General features: G+C 61.4%; 9 protein-coding genes, 1 tRNA gene and 2 pseudogenes. 7 read left to right on the top strand and 5 right to left on the bottom strand.

The features are described 5' to 3' along the window. The first annotated feature begins 620 nt into the window (after positions 1 to 620). From OKA05_RS15270 to OKA05_RS15280, 3 genes are all read left to right on the top strand, one after another. Entirely contained in the window at positions 621 to 6,137 is a 5,517-nt protein-coding gene (locus tag OKA05_RS15270; protein WP_264488033.1) for a PAS domain S-box protein, read from the top strand. 356 nt (positions 6,138 to 6,493) lie between these two features. Further along, positions 6,494 to 7,585 (top strand): RICIN domain-containing protein, encoded by a 1,092-nt coding sequence (locus tag OKA05_RS15275; RefSeq protein ID WP_264488034.1) that lies wholly within the window; start codon positions 6,494 to 6,496, stop codon positions 7,583 to 7,585. A gap of 90 nt (positions 7,586 to 7,675) precedes the next feature. After that, on the top strand, positions 7,676 to 8,350 hold the full coding sequence (locus tag OKA05_RS15280; protein ID WP_264488035.1) for a hypothetical protein: 675 nt from the start codon (positions 7,676 to 7,678) through the stop codon (positions 8,348 to 8,350). Positions 8,351 to 8,936: 586 nt separating this feature from the next. Here OKA05_RS15280 and OKA05_RS15285 read toward each other — a convergent pair. Next, complete coding sequence (locus OKA05_RS15285) at positions 8,937 to 9,569, bottom strand: TetR/AcrR family transcriptional regulator (protein WP_264488036.1); 633 nt, start codon at positions 9,567 to 9,569, stop codon at positions 8,937 to 8,939. Between the two features lie 350 nt (positions 9,570 to 9,919). Between OKA05_RS15285 and OKA05_RS15290 the strand changes: the two genes are divergently transcribed. From OKA05_RS15290 to OKA05_RS15300, 3 genes are all read left to right on the top strand, one after another. Beyond that, the gene (locus OKA05_RS15290) at positions 9,920 to 10,312 is read left to right on the top strand and encodes a nuclear transport factor 2 family protein (protein WP_264488037.1); all 393 of its coding nucleotides are present in this window, start codon (positions 9,920 to 9,922) and stop codon (positions 10,310 to 10,312) included. 159 nt (positions 10,313 to 10,471) lie between these two features. Next, positions 10,472 to 10,855 (top strand): nuclear transport factor 2 family protein, encoded by a 384-nt coding sequence (locus OKA05_RS15295; protein WP_343226971.1) that lies wholly within the window; start codon positions 10,472 to 10,474, stop codon positions 10,853 to 10,855. Between the two features lie 431 nt (positions 10,856 to 11,286). Next, positions 11,287 to 12,402 (top strand): Ig-like domain-containing protein, encoded by a 1,116-nt coding sequence (locus OKA05_RS15300; protein ID WP_264488039.1) that lies wholly within the window; start codon positions 11,287 to 11,289, stop codon positions 12,400 to 12,402. Between the two features lie 347 nt (positions 12,403 to 12,749). Here the strand turns inward: OKA05_RS15300 and OKA05_RS15305 are convergent, their stop codons facing one another. Both OKA05_RS15305 and OKA05_RS29450 read right to left on the bottom strand, forming a co-directional pair. Next, positions 12,750 to 13,262, bottom strand: coding sequence for an IS66 family transposase (locus OKA05_RS15305; protein ID WP_369335608.1), 513 nt, complete (start codon positions 13,260 to 13,262; stop codon positions 12,750 to 12,752). Positions 13,263 to 13,290: 28 nt separating this feature from the next. Then, positions 13,291 to 13,680: pseudogene (locus OKA05_RS29450) on the bottom strand (IS66 family transposase); the annotation flags it as partial. Positions 13,681 to 13,751: 71 nt separating this feature from the next. Here OKA05_RS29450 and OKA05_RS15310 point away from each other — a divergent pair. Further along, positions 13,752 to 13,946, top strand: a pseudogene (locus OKA05_RS15310) (transposase); the annotation flags it as partial. 193 nt (positions 13,947 to 14,139) lie between these two features. Here the strand turns inward: OKA05_RS15310 and OKA05_RS15315 are convergent. Then, positions 14,140 to 14,213 (bottom strand) — tRNA-Arg (locus tag OKA05_RS15315). 176 nt (positions 14,214 to 14,389) lie between these two features. After that, entirely contained in the window at positions 14,390 to 14,878 is a 489-nt protein-coding gene (locus tag OKA05_RS15320; protein ID WP_264488041.1) for a hypothetical protein, read from the bottom strand. Positions 14,879 to 15,132 lie beyond the last annotated feature (254 nt).

Raw genomic sequence — 15,132 nt, forward strand, 5'->3', positions numbered from 1 at the left:
GGGAGCGGCATTTCATCCGCGTTATCCTTGGAGGCAAGCCGTCGCTTTTTGCAGGAGCGTTCTTGTCCATGATTGAAGGACCCGGGCCGGGCGAGAAGTTGGGGAGCTTGGCGTTCCCGAGAGCCGTTAGACCCCCGTTCTTCTCTTCGACGATGATCGCGGACGGGAAGTGGATGAAGCCGGCCTGCCGCCACTCTGACCAGGTGGTGGTATGCGGTCTCGAGTCGCGACAGGCATCGCAGCCAAGCCCGGCATGATACCGGCGTGTCACGTCGTTGAGGCGGTCGGCGTCAGACACGGCTTGCTTGGTGATCGTGCGGACCACGAGCTTGCGCCATTCGACCGGCCATTGGGACTTCCCGTGGTAAGTGGACGAGGCAGTTCCGTCCGGGCGAAGCCGATCCAGCGGTCTCCGCACCGCGACGGCGCGGCGGTTGTTGCGCGCACGGCGCTTTGTTTTCTTGTTCATCGATCGGCGGGTGTGTGGGATGAAGTGCATGCTGGCTCAGCCGCCGGACCAAGATGGAGAGTCTCCTGAACGGGGTCGCCCAGCCTCGCGGAGGGGCAGCTCCGGGGACCGGCTCAGGGGGGCAGCCCGGGGCCCCGCGATCGCTTATGGGATGTCGCTCGCTTGCCTGGCGACGGCGGTGCTGGTTCGCTGGCTGCTGGACCCGGTGTTGGGAGATACCTTTCCGCTCACCACTTTGTTGGCGGCCATCGGTGTCGCGGTCTGGATCGGCGGGTATCGTCCGGCCTTGCTCGTTGCCGCTCTCGGCTTCCTGGCCTGTTCCTATCTGTTTATTGCACCCCGCGGTCAGTTCGGCTTGGACGAACCCCGCAACCTCGTCGGTTCGTTCCTGTTTCTGGCCACCTCGTTGATCATCATCGGCTTCGGTGAAGCCCTCCGCCGCGCCCATCAGGATTGCCTGGAGGCGGAATCGGCCGCTCGCCAGCAGGCCGAGCTGCTGGGAATCACGCTCACCAGCATCGGCGACGGCGTCATCGCCACCGACCCCGGCGGCCGAGTCACCACCATGAACGCCGTCGCGGAGGCGATGACTGGGTGGACCAAGGATGAAGCGGCAGGGATGCCGCTGACGGAGGTATTCCGCATCGTCAACGAGTCCACCCGGTTGGAGGTCGAGAACCCGGCGTTGCGGGCTTTAAAGGACGGGGTGGTCGTCGGGCTGGCGAACCATACCGTGCTCATTGCCAAAGACGGCACCGAACGGCCGATTGACGACAGCGCCGCCCCGATCCGGCGCGACGACGGGGAAATCGTCGGTTGCATCCTGGTGTTCCACGACATCAGCGAACGCCACCGGGCGGAAGTCGAACAACTCGAAGCCCGCCAGCAGCTCGCGACGACGCTGGAAAGCGTCACGGACGGGTTCATGCGCTACGACCGGGACTGGCGGATCGTCTATGTGAACGCGGAGGCCGAGCGGATCAACCGACTCACCCGCTCGGAAATGCTCGGCCAAATCCTCTGGGACGTTTTCCCCGCCATCGTCGGGACGAGGCTGGAGGCCGAATACCTGCGGGCGGTGGCGGAACAAGTGACGGTCGAGTTCGAGAACCACTATGAGCCGTTCGGCCGCTGGTATTCCCTCAAGGGGTTTCCGACGGCGGACGGCGGGTTGACGACCTACATCCGCGACATCACCGATCGCAAACGGGCCGAAGCCCTGCTTGCCGGGCAGAAGCGGGTCTTGGAAACGGTTGCCACGGATGTCCCGCTTGCCGAGGTACTGACGACACTCGCCGTCGTCATCGAGGAACAAGAACCCGGTTTGCTCTGCTCGATCATCCTGCTGGATGAAGGCGGCGCGCACCTCCGGGTCGGGGCCGGGCCGAGCATGCCAGAAGGCTACCTGTCGGCGCTCGACGGGCTGGGCATCGAGCCGCCTTACCCCGGACCCTGCGGCATGGCCTTGCACACCGGCGAAGCGGTCGTCGTCACGGATATCGAAGCCGATCCACGCTGGTCGGGCGCATGGCGGGATCGGGCGTTGGCCCATGGCCTGCGCTCCTGCCGGTCCACGCCAATTGTCGGATCGGACGGCAAGCCGGCTGCGACCTTCGCCGTTTACCGCCGGGAACCAGGCGATCCCGCCCCGTCGGACCCGCACGTCCTTCCGGTCGCCACGCATCTGGCGGGCATCGTCATTGACCGGAAGAAGCAGGAGTCCGCATTGCGCGAGAGTGAGGCCCGCTACCGGGCCATCGGGGAGTCCATTGATTACGGCGTGTGGGTGTGTGACGCGGAGGGCAGGAACACTTATGCGAGTGAATCTTTCCTACAGTTGGTTGGGATCACCCAGGAAGAGTGTTCCGACTTCGGCTGGGCCGAATTGCTGCACCCCGACGACGTTGACGCGACGATTGCTGCTTGGAAGGAGTGCGCCCGAACGCAAGGGACGTGGGATCGGCAGCACCGCTTCAAGGGCGCCGACGGTGGGTGGCACGACATCCTGGCGAGGGGCGTCCCGCTCAGGAATGAAACGGGCATCCTCTTGGGCTGGGCGGGCATCAACCTCGACATCAGCCGCGTCCTGCGGGCCGAGCGGGAGGTGGTCCGGCTCGCCACCGAGTCCGACCGTCAGCAACGGTTGTATGAGACGGTGCTGACGAACACGCCCGACTTCGTGTACGTGTTCAGCCTCGACCACAAGGTTCTCTACGCCAACGACGCCCTCATCAAAATGTGGGGGCGCGGCCATGAAGGGGCGATCGGGAAGACATTCCTGGAGATCGGCTACGAGCCATGGCACGCGGAAATGCACGACCGGGAAATCGACGAGGTGCGGGCCACGCGCCAGCCGATCCGTGGCGAGGTGCCGTTCAACGGGACGAACGGGCGGCGGCAATACGACTACATCTTCGTGCCCGTCATCGGGGCGGACGGCGAGGTCGAGGCGGTAGCCGGGACCACCCGCGACGTGACCGAGCGAAAGGAGACGGAGCGGCAGTTGCGGTACGGTCAGGAGCAGTTGGACTTCGCTCTCGCCGCCGCCGACTTGGGCCAGTGGTCCTTGAACCTGGCCGACCGCACCGCTCGCCGCACCCTCCGGCATGACCAGTTATTCGGCTACGACGCGCTCCTCCCGGAATGGACCTACGAGATGTTCCTGGAACATGTCATCCCGGATGAACGTGCGGCGGTGGACGCATCCTTCCAGAAGTCGGTGGCGAGCAACTCGGTCTGGAGCGTCGAGTGTCGCATCCGCAGGGCGGACGGGGCTGTCCGGCACATCTGGACCAAGGCCCTCATCCAGCGGGATGCCGACGGGCAAGTGGGGTGGATGCTGGGCATCGTCGGGGATGTCACCGACCGCCGCCAAGCCGAAGAGCGGCAGGCGTTCTTGGTTCAGTTGGCCGATACCTTGCGCCCACTTTCCGAACCGACTGACGTACAAGCCGAGGCCAGCAGGCTTCTGGGTGAGCGGCTGGGGGCGAACCGGGTGGTCTACTTCGAGGTGCGGGGCGAGAACTATGTGGTCGAGCGGGACTACACGGACGCGGCCCCATCCATCGTGGGCCGCTACCCGATCGCCGACTTCGGCCCCGACATTCTCGCTCGTTACGAGGCCGGCCGTACCGCATCCGAGGCGGACGTGAACTTGCTGTCCTCCCGCACACCAGCCGAGAAAGACACATATGCGGCTCTCCAGATCCGATCCTACGTCGGAGTGCCGTTGGTCAAGGGCGGGGCCTTCGTCGCGGGTCTCGCGGTCCATGTAGCCAACGTGCGGCCGTGGACGCCGGCCGAGATCTCTCTGATCGAAGAAACCGCCGAGCGTACCTGGGCGGTCGTCGGGCGGGTGCGGGCCGAGGCAGCGTTGCGTCAAAGCGAGGAGCGACTGCGGATGGCCCTGAGCGCCGCACGGATGGTGGCATGGGAGTATGACCCGGCGTCAGGGGCGGTCTTCACGTCGGGAAACGCGACGGACGTGTATGGATTTCCTCAGAACGAGGAAATGGCAAGCATCGACCGGGGATTCGCCATTCTCCATCCGGACGACGTGGACAACCACCGGGCGACTGTGGCTGCGGCGGTGGCGGCGGGTGAGGGATTCACCAGCCAGTTCCGGATCGTTCGCCCGGATAACGGAAGCGTTCAGTGGATGGAGGAGTGGGGTCACGCCGTCCGCAACGGGGTGGACACGACCGTTCGGCTGGTCGGCATCAACATGGACATCACCGCCCGGAAGGTAGCCGAAGCAGCGCTGCGTCAGAGCGAGGAGCGATCGGCCTTTGTGCGCAGCAGCAGCGGGGTCGGATTCTGGTACTGCGACCTGCCGTTCGAGGTTCTCGAGTGGGACGAGTTGGTGAAAGCTCACTTCCACCTGGCTCCCGATGCGGTCGTCACGATCCAGACATTTTACGACCGTCTCCATCCGGACGACCGGGAACCGACCCGGCTGGCCATCGAGCGGAGCATCGCGGGACGGACGCGCTACAACGTCCACTATCGCACGGTGGATCCGGACACCGGTGACGTGACGTGGGTCCGCGCCCTCGGGCGGACGGCCTACGCTGCCGACGGCACCCCGACCCGGTTCGACGGTGTGACGCTCGATGTGAGCGACCAGAAGCGGGCCGAGGCGAGCTTGAGGGAAAGCGAGGAAAGGTTGCGAACATTGTTTGAGTCGATGGACGAAGGGTTTTGCGTGATCGAAATGGAATTCAACCTTGCGGGACGGCCAGTCGATTACCGCATCGAGGTGATGAACCCGGCATTCGAGCAACACACCGGGATGCATGGGTTGGTCGGCAAGTCGATCCGGAACGCGATCCCGGAGCTTGAGGAGTTCTGGTATGAGACCTACGGACGGGTCGCTTCGACCGGCGAGCCGACCCGGTTCGAGCACAAGGCGGAGCCCATGGGAGGGCGCTGGTTCGAAGTTTCGGCCTTCAGGATCGGGGACGATGGCAGCCGCAAAGTCGCCATCCTTTTCAACGATGTCACCGCACGCAGAATGGCCGCGGTGGAGCGGGAGCAGTTCCTCGGCCAGCTCCGGGATGCCGACCGGCGGAAGGATGAGTTCCTGGCGACCTTGGCCCACGAACTCCGCAACCCGCTGGCACCGATCCGAAACGGTCTCCAAGTCATGCGACTGGCCGGTGTGGAGGGGCCGATCGAACGGGCCCGCACCATGATGGAGCGGCAAGTGACGCAGTTGGTCCGGCTGGTGGACGACCTTCTCGACGTGAGCAGGGTGACGAGCGGCAAGTTCGAACTCCGCCGGGAGCTGGTCGAACTGAGGGCGGTGATCGATGCCGCCGTGGAGACGAGCCGGCCGGCCTTCGATGTGGCAGGACACGAACTGGAAGTTGCCGTGCCGGACGAACCGATCCTCTTGGATGGCGACTCGACCCGGCTCGCCCAGGTTGTGTCCAACCTGCTGACCAACTCCGCCAAATACACCCACCCGGGGGGGCACGTCAGGCTGGCCGTTCGTCGTGAGGACGGCATGGCTGTGCTGTCGATCGCAGACAACGGGATCGGCATCCCGCCCCACATGCTCGGCAGGATTTTCGAGATGTTCACTCAAATGGACCGCACGCTGGAGAAGACGACGGGCGGATTGGGAATTGGGTTATCGCTGGTCAAGGGGCTTGTCGAGATGCACGGCGGGACCATCGAGGCCCGCAGCGAAGGCGAGGGGCGGGGTAGCGAATTCATCGCGCGTCTGCCGATGGTGAAGTCACCGGTTCAGAACGTCGGACAGCAAGCAGTCGATGAGCCGGTCGGCTTCGCCAGCCGCCGCATTCTGGTAACCGATGACAATGTCGACTCGGCCGAATCGCTGGGGATGTTCCTCGAATTGCTCGGGAACGACGTCAGCACCGCGAACGACGGCTTGCATGCGCTGGAGGTGGCGGAGAGATTCCTGCCCGAAGTCATCTTGCTCGACATCGGGATGCCGAAGCTGAACGGCTATGAAACCTGCCGTCGCATCCGGGAACAGACGTGGGGCAAAAAGGCCATCCTGATTGCCATGACCGGCTGGGGGCAGGACGAGGACAAGCGCCGTTCGGATGAAGCGGGCTTCGATCACCACCTGGTCAAGCCGGTGGACACCGGGGATCTTGTGAAGCTGTTGGCGTCTCTAAAGGCGGAGACGGCCTGAATTCGCCGGGCGGGGGTGAGCTGCTGCGTTCTTTCGCTCCGCTCGGGTGGTGGGAGCGTGGACCAGCCGGACCACGAAGGCACAATGGCGGAGGAAACGATCCGCTGACCTGCTGGCGCGATTTCGCCGGGGCCTCAGTCCAATACAAAAAGTTGTCCTGCAAGCCCACTGGCCTGCAGGAATCAAACGGACGTTTCGGTCAAACCCTGTGTTGTGCCGAAAACAGGGCGTCTTGGGGAAAACATCAAATAGTATTTGCTTTTCCGACAAGGCGAGCTATTTGCATTCTGATCGGTGTCCTTTTTCGTCATCTTAATGGACAAAAAAGGGCGCTTTACACCAAACCCTGATTACTGATGAAACAAAGCGCTATTGTCTGCTCCCTTGCGGTGCTTCTGCCGCTCCTCGCTCCGGCCGCCGAACAAGAATACGTCACCTATGTGAAGCCGCTCTACACCACGCGTCTCAAGGATTCGCAGGGCGGATACAACCAGATGATGTCGAAGATCAAGGTGTCCTTCGAGATGCTGAACACAGCACTCCGGAACTCCCAGATCAGCTTCGAGGCCCAGATGGTCTATCCAATGGAGGTCTCACCGATTGTCGAAACGCCCTTCGACGAATTCGGAACCCTTTGGGACCGGATCCGCAACCAGGATGCCCAAGGCACCTGGACCGCCTATACCACCCAAGGCGCGGACCACCTGTCCTACTTCGATTCCGTCGGCTCCGGTGCAGGCAAGGCCTACGTGCCCGGGGAGTTCGCCTTCCATGGCGGCGTGGGCAACACCGTCTTCCGCCACGAGATGGGCCACAACTTCGGTTGCAGCCACTCGGACGGCTTCCAGACGCCGGTCGGGAACACGATCATGAATGGCAACTCGCTGCCGTACTTCAGCAATCCCAACATCACCTACCAAGGCTACGCACTGGGAGACGCCACGCACAACAGCTCCGCGAAGATCACCGCCAACCGCCCGACCTCCGCAGGCCGGCGCGCCTTGAACGTTGATGCCGCGACGACCTCGGTCACCTGGTTCATGATCGCCAAGCATAGTAGTCTGGCGGTCGATGTCCAAGGCGGCACCACCACTCCCGGCACGCCGATCATCCAGTGGGCACCGCACTACGGCACGAACCAACAGTGGCAGTTCAACGACTTCAGCGGCGGTGCGAGCACCTTTGAGCGCAGCGGCAGCGGCGCGAGATTCGTGAGCCTCACCGCGAATGCCAACGGCACCGGCCTGACCCTCCAGAACTGGGCCGCCGGCAAGCAACGCTACTTCATCGAGGAACAGGCCGACGGCTTCTCGCGTGTCCGCCGCGATGATGGTAACGGCGTGCTGGATGTCCCCGGGTCCTCGCAGACGCAGGGCACCCAGTTGATTCAATACGACTGGTCCGGCAGCAACAACCAGCGCTTCAAGCCGGTCCAGAAGGTCGATTGATTGAAGAGCGTTCCTTTGTCTGCGGCTCCTCTCCCTCTTTCCGAGGCGGGAGAGGAGCCCTTTGTCGCAACCCCTACGGACCCAAAACCCATGAAAACCGTCAGGAAAATTCTTCCCGCCGCACTTGCCCTCGCGGCGCTCCTTCTCGCCATGCTCCTGCTCAAAGGGCGGGGTGTCGCCCATCCTTCGCCCACCGATCCCGCATCCGCCGAGCTAACAGCCACATCCCCGCCGGCAAAGACCCGCGAGCGGAGTTCCTCATCGAAACCGTCGCCATTGGTCGGCATGACCATTACGGACGCAGCCAAGGCCGAGGAATGGGCCGCCAAGCTCTCGCGCAACGAGCATGAATATGCCCAACGGCTCACCGATCTGCGGCATCTGCGGAAGGCCGAAGTCATCGAATTCAAGACCATCGCCGAGAACGCCTCCCGGCTCTCGACCGACCAGTTGCCGCTCACGCTTTCCCTGCCCTCCTTCGGCGGCGGCAGCATGGAAGTGACTTTCGATCATCTGGCCATCGACGGACCGGCCGGTGGCACCATGGCCGGCAAGATCGTCGGGCAACCGGACAGCACGGTGGTACTCGGCTTTCACAACGGCGAGACCTCCGGCGTCATCGAAGGACCCGGCAAGATCGTCTTTTTGGACGCATTCGATCAAGAGGTAGCGATCCTCCGCGAGCTTGATGCCGAAGCTCATGCGAAGGATTTCGAGTGCGACTGCATGCTGCACCAATCCCAGCGCGAGCATCAGCCGCGATAGGCGGGATGAGATCCGGCGGCTCCAGTTCCCAGGTCAACTCGCGAGCCTTGCCCGTCGTCGGGACCGGCACAACGGCATTTGATCGTACGGCCGTCAGGGAGGTGGGATGCAGGGCTATCACACCGGGGCGTGCTAGACGCGAAGCATCCTGCTGAGGTGGAAGACCCTCTGGCTTTCACTAGTCCACCCCCGTCCCTTTTCGTTGGATCATGGCGCGTTCCTTCGGGCCGCGTATTGCTCCCATAGGCCCCCTCGGCCCGTCGTTTTCGGTCTACGACCTTTGGGGAAACTAGGCTAGGTTACCAGCTTTAAGCCGTTTACACTTTTCATGCTGAGGATCTCCCCAAGCGGAATCCGCATCAGCAGGGATTCGCTTTGGGGAGATCGGCAGCATGAAATTTCCTCGGGCTATCCTGTGGCTTGCCAATGGATTCAGCCCCAAGTTCAAAAACTTGCCCGGCTCCGCCTGCCAACTTGCACACCGCACTGTGGTCCAGCTTTCGTTCTGCTTTTTGAATATGTGGGCATTAGACTCCCCCAATTTAAACCACAACCGGTCCCGAGTTTCGTGGCCGCTCGGTCCGGGTTACCGGGCTACCGGCAGCAGGGCCATCAAGGTTTCCGCAATGCGCTCCATGTCCGATCGGGTCATTCCGTCCCGTGCCTGCAATGACATCCCCTCAAGGAGCGTGTTCAACGTGAAGGCTAACCCCTCAACGTCGGTGGAGGGAACCAACTGGCCATCCTCAACGGCACGCTCCAGTCGGGCCAGGATGAAATCCTTGCCTTCCTTGCGAAGCTCCCGCAGTGCATCGTTCACTTCTTGTGCCTCGGGAGAAACATTCGTGGCCCCCAAAATGACCATGCAGCCACACGGGACATCCAGAGAGGTGAGGATTCGGGCCGCATTCTTGAAGAAGTCCAGCAGTCCCTCGCGGATATCGAGGGATTCTCCCATTTCTGTCCAAGTTGAATCCCAATAGACATTCTCGTAGTGCTTCACGGCCTCCAGGAACAATTGGGCCTTGTTTCCGAAGGCGGCGTAGAGGCTTGGAGGATTGATTTCCATCGCGCCACACAGCTCCGCCATGGTCGCTGGCTCGTATCCTCTGAGCCAGAAGACTGCGAGAGCCTTTTCCAAGGCAGCCTGCCGATCGAACGTTCGCGGGCGGCCTTTGCATACGTGAGCTCCGGGGCTGGTTTGTTTTCTCGCAGGCATGGTTTTCTCGGGCCGAGTTCGAAAGAATTTGACGGTCTGTAATGAGCGTTACATAAATCTGTTCCATCCGTAACGCTTGCTACAGAAATAGCGTCTACCGTTCGCTTCTGCAAGCCCCACCCGAGGAACCCAACGCAATGCCCCAATTGTTTGACCCACTGACGCTCCGAAGCGTGACGTTTCGCAATCGCCTCGCTCTTTCCCCGATGTGCCAATACGAGGCCGAGGATGGATTCGTTGGACTGGTGATGGTGGAAGCAACCGCCGTTAGTCCGGCACTGGAGCGAAAATCGTCGGATGCTGTTGTTTGAATATCATTCTGAACAACCAAACCACAAAAGGAGAAAACCATGTCAAAAAATATCAAAGCCGTCCCCACCAAGGAATACACGGAAGTCGTGGCAACAGCCAACAAGTATGTCGATGGCCTGCGGGGCGGAAGTCCGGCGGATGTCGCCGATGCATTCCACAAGGACGCGGTGATGTATGGCTTCACCAACGGTGAACTGCTGGGAGGTCCGATTCAAAACCTCTACGACTTCGTTGAACAAAACGGGAAAGCTCCGAAAATCGAGACTCGGGTCGACGTTTTGGCAATCACTCCAACCATCGCAGTGGTGCGGATCGACATGGAAAACGATGCCATTGGCGCCGATTACAATGACTACCTCACTCTGATAAAGATCGACGGCACCTGGATGGTGATCGCCAAGGTCTATCATCAGTTCGAAAACCAAGCCTGACCGATGAATCAAAAGACTCACTTCATCCAACCCGTCGTCGCGGTGTTGGTAGGCGGATGGATATACATTTCATCCGCCGAACCGACCCAAAGCGATCCGAAAAAGCAGTCTTCATCCAAATCAGAAACGTCACACCAACAACAAACCAAGGAAAATACCATGAGCAAACCAACCTACGTCCACGAATACAAAGCCATTGTCACGGTTTTGAAACAATACCTCGAAGGCTGCAAGCAGGCCAAGAGCAGCATCATGAAACCAGCCTTCAACGAGCAGGCGACGATGTATAGCGTCGATGCCGATGGCAAGTTGGCTGGTGGAGCGATTCAAGGCCTGTTCGACGGCATCGACAGCGCCTTCCGCCCTTCTCCTGAAGCACAGGGCGCGATCGTCAGGATTGAGATCGTCGGCACCGCCGCCAGCGCGCGCATTGATGCCAATGACATGTCGGGCTTCTGCTTCACCGACTTTTTCCATCTGCTGAAAGTCGATGGCAAATGGACAGTGGTCAGCAAGATCTTCCACACACACGTCGCTCCCTGAGTCTGACGCAGCGCTGCCGGGGCCGTGCTCGTGTAGGTTCCCCCGGTGTGGCCCGGCTCGCGGTCGCACAGCTTGTTTGATGGATTTCCACCAAGCGGGCTCTCTTTCCGTCCGAGTTGCCTCGCTCCACTGAAATCGCAAACCAGTTGCCCAGCAAGAACCCGGAACGGTGTTCGATCGAACGAATTCGATCGTCTTGTATTATCAAACCAACCTCCATGCGAGGAACCCACGTCTTCGCGTTCTGTTCTCTCTCACCGCACTGGCAGCCGCCTTGCTGGCGTCACCGTCAACCATGGCCGTCCCGCCGCCGGGCATTCCCGATGGACTCCGTCCCCCGAGCAATTGGGGACCTTCCCGGTGCAATTCAAGGCCTCCGACAGCAACCTCTTCGCGCGGGCAAGTAGTACGGTATCCGTAGTACCCACGGGGTGACCCTGCTTGCCGCATGGAAGAACCACCATTGGCCGGATGAAGAAGGGGAGGCAACCCGCGGCGACCTGGCGGATCCGGACCGTGATGGCATTACGAATCTCGTGGAGTATGCGCTGGGTCTGAATCCGAATGTGCCGAACTTCGGCGCGTTGCCCGGGGTCGAGCTGGTGCAGATCGACGGGAAACGCTACCTGGCGATGACCTATGTCCGGCAGACGGATGATCCTCGGCTGCAGTATTTCGTGGGTGGATCCGGAAACTTGGGGGCGGGATCTTGGCTCGCGCAGATGAATGAGCTGCCGGTGAGCCAAGAGGGGGTGTCGGATGGATTCCAGCGAGTGAAAATTCGTGACTCGGTAGCGGTGGAGGATGCGCCGCAGCGGTTTCTGCGGCTGGCGATAGTGGGAAACCAGCCGCCTGTCATCGATCCGCTGCAGCATCGCTTCCTCCATGCTGGCGGACACTTTGCGATGAGGGTGCGGGCCAGTGATCCAAATGGCGACGTGCTGACGTTGTCCGCTGATCCGTTGCCACAGGGGGCAAGCTTCAGCCTCGCGGGGAGCGGGATGGCGGATTTCTCCTGGACCCCATCAGCCGCGCAGGTCGGCAATCATGTGATGAATTTCCGCGCGAGTGACGGCGAGCTTTTCCACACGCGGAGTGTGGTGCTGGGTGTGATCCCGACTGGCACTCCGCTGCGGGATGGGTGGAAGGACTACTACTGGCCTGGAATTTCCGACCCGCAGATTGTGGGGCCACTCGCCGATCCTGATCAGGATGGCATTGCCAACATCATCGAGAACGGGCTGGGTCTGGATCCCACCGCTTCTGGGGCGTGGGGGCTGCCGTTGATGGGCTTCGAAGAGTCCGGCGGGAAAAGATACCTGAGCATGACCTACGTCCGCCAGACGGATGATGCCACACTCCGCTTCGCCGTGATCGCCAGCAGCGACCTTGCTGCGCCCCCAGGTATGTGGACGGCACTGGATCGGTCGGTGCCCGTGGATCAGACTGGAATTCCCGAAGGCTTTGTGCGAATAAAGTTTAGGGATGATGTGGCGATCGAGGACGAGCCTCGCCGCTTCCTGCGGCTGCGGGTGACGGACGATTGAGGTGGATCGCTCCTGCAGAGTGACATTTCCGGGCTGAGCAGCCATTGCTGCAAATCGGGAACGCCGGCACCACCGGTTCGCTGACGGCAATGTGGACAACGCCGGCGCGCTCGCCTTCCGCCGGTCCGATGCCTACGCCTACGCCTTTGCTGGCTCAGTCGGGGGACAGCCATAGCGGCGCGAGTCCGTCCACCAGCACGCTTTCCATAACGGGAAGCAATGGGGCCAGTTCGTCCGAGAGCATCGAGAAACCAGATTCATGCAGCTGTCGCTTAAGTAGCCACACTACGAAAATTGAGTAAGCGTGGTCCGGGCCGGCATCCGTTTTCCCTTGCCGGGTTTTCTCGTCAGGCCGCTTTGTGGGCCTGCCTTCTCAGCTTGGATCGCAGCCAGTTCGCCGGGATTAAGGTCGCCACTTCGCTTTCCTTCATCGCGGGCAGCCGGGTGAGCACGTCTTCAAGATATTCCCGGGTGTCGATGCCCAGCCGCTGGCAGTTCTCGACGATGGTGTAGAGGATCGCGGCGCGCTGCCCCGCTTCGCGACAGCCGATGAACAGCCAGTTCTTGGCTCCAAGCTTGGTCGGGCGGATGGCGTTCTCGACGAGGTTGTTGTCGATCTCGATCCGGCCGTCGCCGAGATAGACCTCGAGCTTGCGCCACTGCCTGGCTGCGTAGTGGATCGCCTTGCCGAGCTTGCTCTTGGGCAGGATCGGGCGCAGCGCGAGGCGGTCGATGAGGGCTTTGAGCCGCCGGTGGATCATGCGGCTTTGCGAGGCTCGCATTGCTTCGGGCAGGGCGGGTCCGGCCTTGGCCTCGCGCAATTCTCTCTCGATCCGGTAGAGGTGACCGAGTTGCCGCAGGCCGCAGGATCCAGGCGACGAGCTTCGGTTCCTGTTCCTTGGCTTCGATAAACTTGCGCCGCAGGTGGGCGTGGCAGCCGGCGAGCGTGATGTGCGGTTTGTCCTTGGCCCAGGCGGGTTAGGCCTCGTAGTCGTCGCACTGGATGGTGCAGGCGGCTGGGCCGGAATTGCCGAAAAGATCCACGATGCCGCCGACGTCGCGACCGGCACGCCAATGATAGCGGACGGTGCCGCCGGGGATGCTGGAAGTCCACAGGTAGCCGGTTTTAGCCTGGCCGCTGCCGGGCTCGAGGTAGTCGATCGACGTCTCGTCAAACTGGCGGTAGCGACTTCGCCAGTGCTCGTGCTGGATGGCGCGGTAGATGTCCGAGAGCCTGCTCCTCTGAAACAGGCCGGGCCGAATTCGCTGGAAGTTTATCGTTTAGGGAAAGTGATGGTTGTCTCCATAATCGTCCTCTCCCTGGCATGGCCGCGCGGAACAAGATTGACCTTGAGATCGTCAAACGGAGTGACGACGTGAAGGGCTTCAAGGTCCTGCCCAAGCGATGGATCGTGGAACGGACCTTTGGCTGGCTGGTCCAATCCCGCCGGTTGATCCGCGACCATGAAGTCCGGATCGAACACTCCAAAGCGCTAATCTATCTCTCCATGACCAAGCGCATGCTCGCCAGAATCGCGGCCTGAGCATTTTTCAGACAGCCTCTTAGGGAGGCTCCGACCACCGCCTCACCGATGTTGTCAGCATGCACGGTCCGGAAATCACCGTTCCGTTTAATTGTTGCGGCCTCATGAGCTTCACCGAAACTAACGGAGTGAATAAAGGCAGCTAAGCGGCAGTGAGGTTTCCGGCGTCTGTTGTAAGTGATGGAAAATGAAGCGCACCCGACTGGACTCGAACCAGTGACCGTCCGCTTAGAAGGCGGATGCTCTATCCAACTGAGCTACGGGTGCCTGCGCGTGGTGTAGCGGCACCGGCGGGCGAAGTCAAAACGCGAAAGGATCGGAAAGTAAGGGCGGGGAGAGACTTTTCCACTTCGGGCAGGCGGGAATGAGCCGCCCCGGGCTGGCCGGGGCGGCTGGTTTTGACTGATTCCGGGCTGAAACTTGCTTGCTTGCTGCTTCCTCCCTTACTTCGCGGGGACAGCCTTGGGCTTCTCGTCCTTAACCCGCTTCTCGGTCAGCTCTTTGCCGCTCTGGGTGTAGCGGAATTCCTTGTCGGAAAGGGAAAGGATGGTCTGCTCGATCTTGGTGCCGACCGGCATCATCTCGGGCATGGAGGAATCGGTGATCTCGGTGATCAGCTTGTCCTTTTCCAGCGTCCACTTGGCCTTGGCGGTGACGGAGATCTTCTGGCCGCCAGCTTCGAAGTTGCCGGTGGAAGTGGCCTTGCCATCCTCGAGGTAGGTGGTGATCGAGTGACCGGTGACCGGTCCCTCTTTCATGTCGCTACGCCAGGAGCCGAGCAGGGTCTTGGCATACTCCTCGGGCTTCACCGGCGGGGCGGGAGTTTCCTTCGGGGCCTCCTTTGGGGCGGTCGGGATGGCAGGCTCGGCAATGACGGTGGGCGCGGCAGCGAACAGTGCCAGCGTGGTCAGAATGGCGAAACGGGGATTCATGGTCTGGGATGGGATGTTGTGGGATGAGGCCGTCGCCGGAGATAATAGTTGGTCCGGCGCGATACGACCGCACAAGGTGGATGCTCCGTGGAATCCTGCAAGTTGAAGCGGGGATTCATGGAAATTTCACGGAGGCGTTTGGGGGGATGGGGGCGGGCCGGTTGGCTCGGGCTTTGGCCATGGAAAGGGGAAAAAGATTTAACCACAGATGACGCAGATGAACACAGATTGAGAGGATGGGATGGATTCCCCCC

The sequence above is a fragment of the Luteolibacter arcticus genome (genome assembly GCF_025950235.1).
GTDB classification, from domain to species: Bacteria; Verrucomicrobiota; Verrucomicrobiia; order Verrucomicrobiales; family Akkermansiaceae; genus Haloferula; species Haloferula arctica.

What these genes read in the sequence shown, in the direction of transcription:
- OKA05_RS15280 (WP_264488035.1), top strand. Translation starts at nt 7,676, where the DNA reads ATGAAAACCGTCAGGAAAATTCTTCCCGCCGCACTTGCCCTCGCGGCG.
- OKA05_RS15320 (WP_264488041.1), bottom strand. Translation starts at nt 14,878, where the DNA reads ATGAATCCCCGTTTCGCCATTCTGACCACGCTGGCACTGTTCGCTGCC.
- OKA05_RS15285 (WP_264488036.1), bottom strand. Translation starts at nt 9,569, where the DNA reads ATGCCTGCGAGAAAACAAACCAGCCCCGGAGCTCACGTATGCAAAGGC.
- OKA05_RS15295 (WP_343226971.1), top strand. Translation starts at nt 10,472, where the DNA reads ATGAGCAAACCAACCTACGTCCACGAATACAAAGCCATTGTCACGGTT.
- OKA05_RS15270 (WP_264488033.1), top strand. Translation starts at nt 621, where the DNA reads ATGTCGCTCGCTTGCCTGGCGACGGCGGTGCTGGTTCGCTGGCTGCTG.
- OKA05_RS15290 (WP_264488037.1), top strand. Translation starts at nt 9,920, where the DNA reads ATGTCAAAAAATATCAAAGCCGTCCCCACCAAGGAATACACGGAAGTC.
- OKA05_RS15275 (WP_264488034.1), top strand. Translation starts at nt 6,494, where the DNA reads ATGAAACAAAGCGCTATTGTCTGCTCCCTTGCGGTGCTTCTGCCGCTC.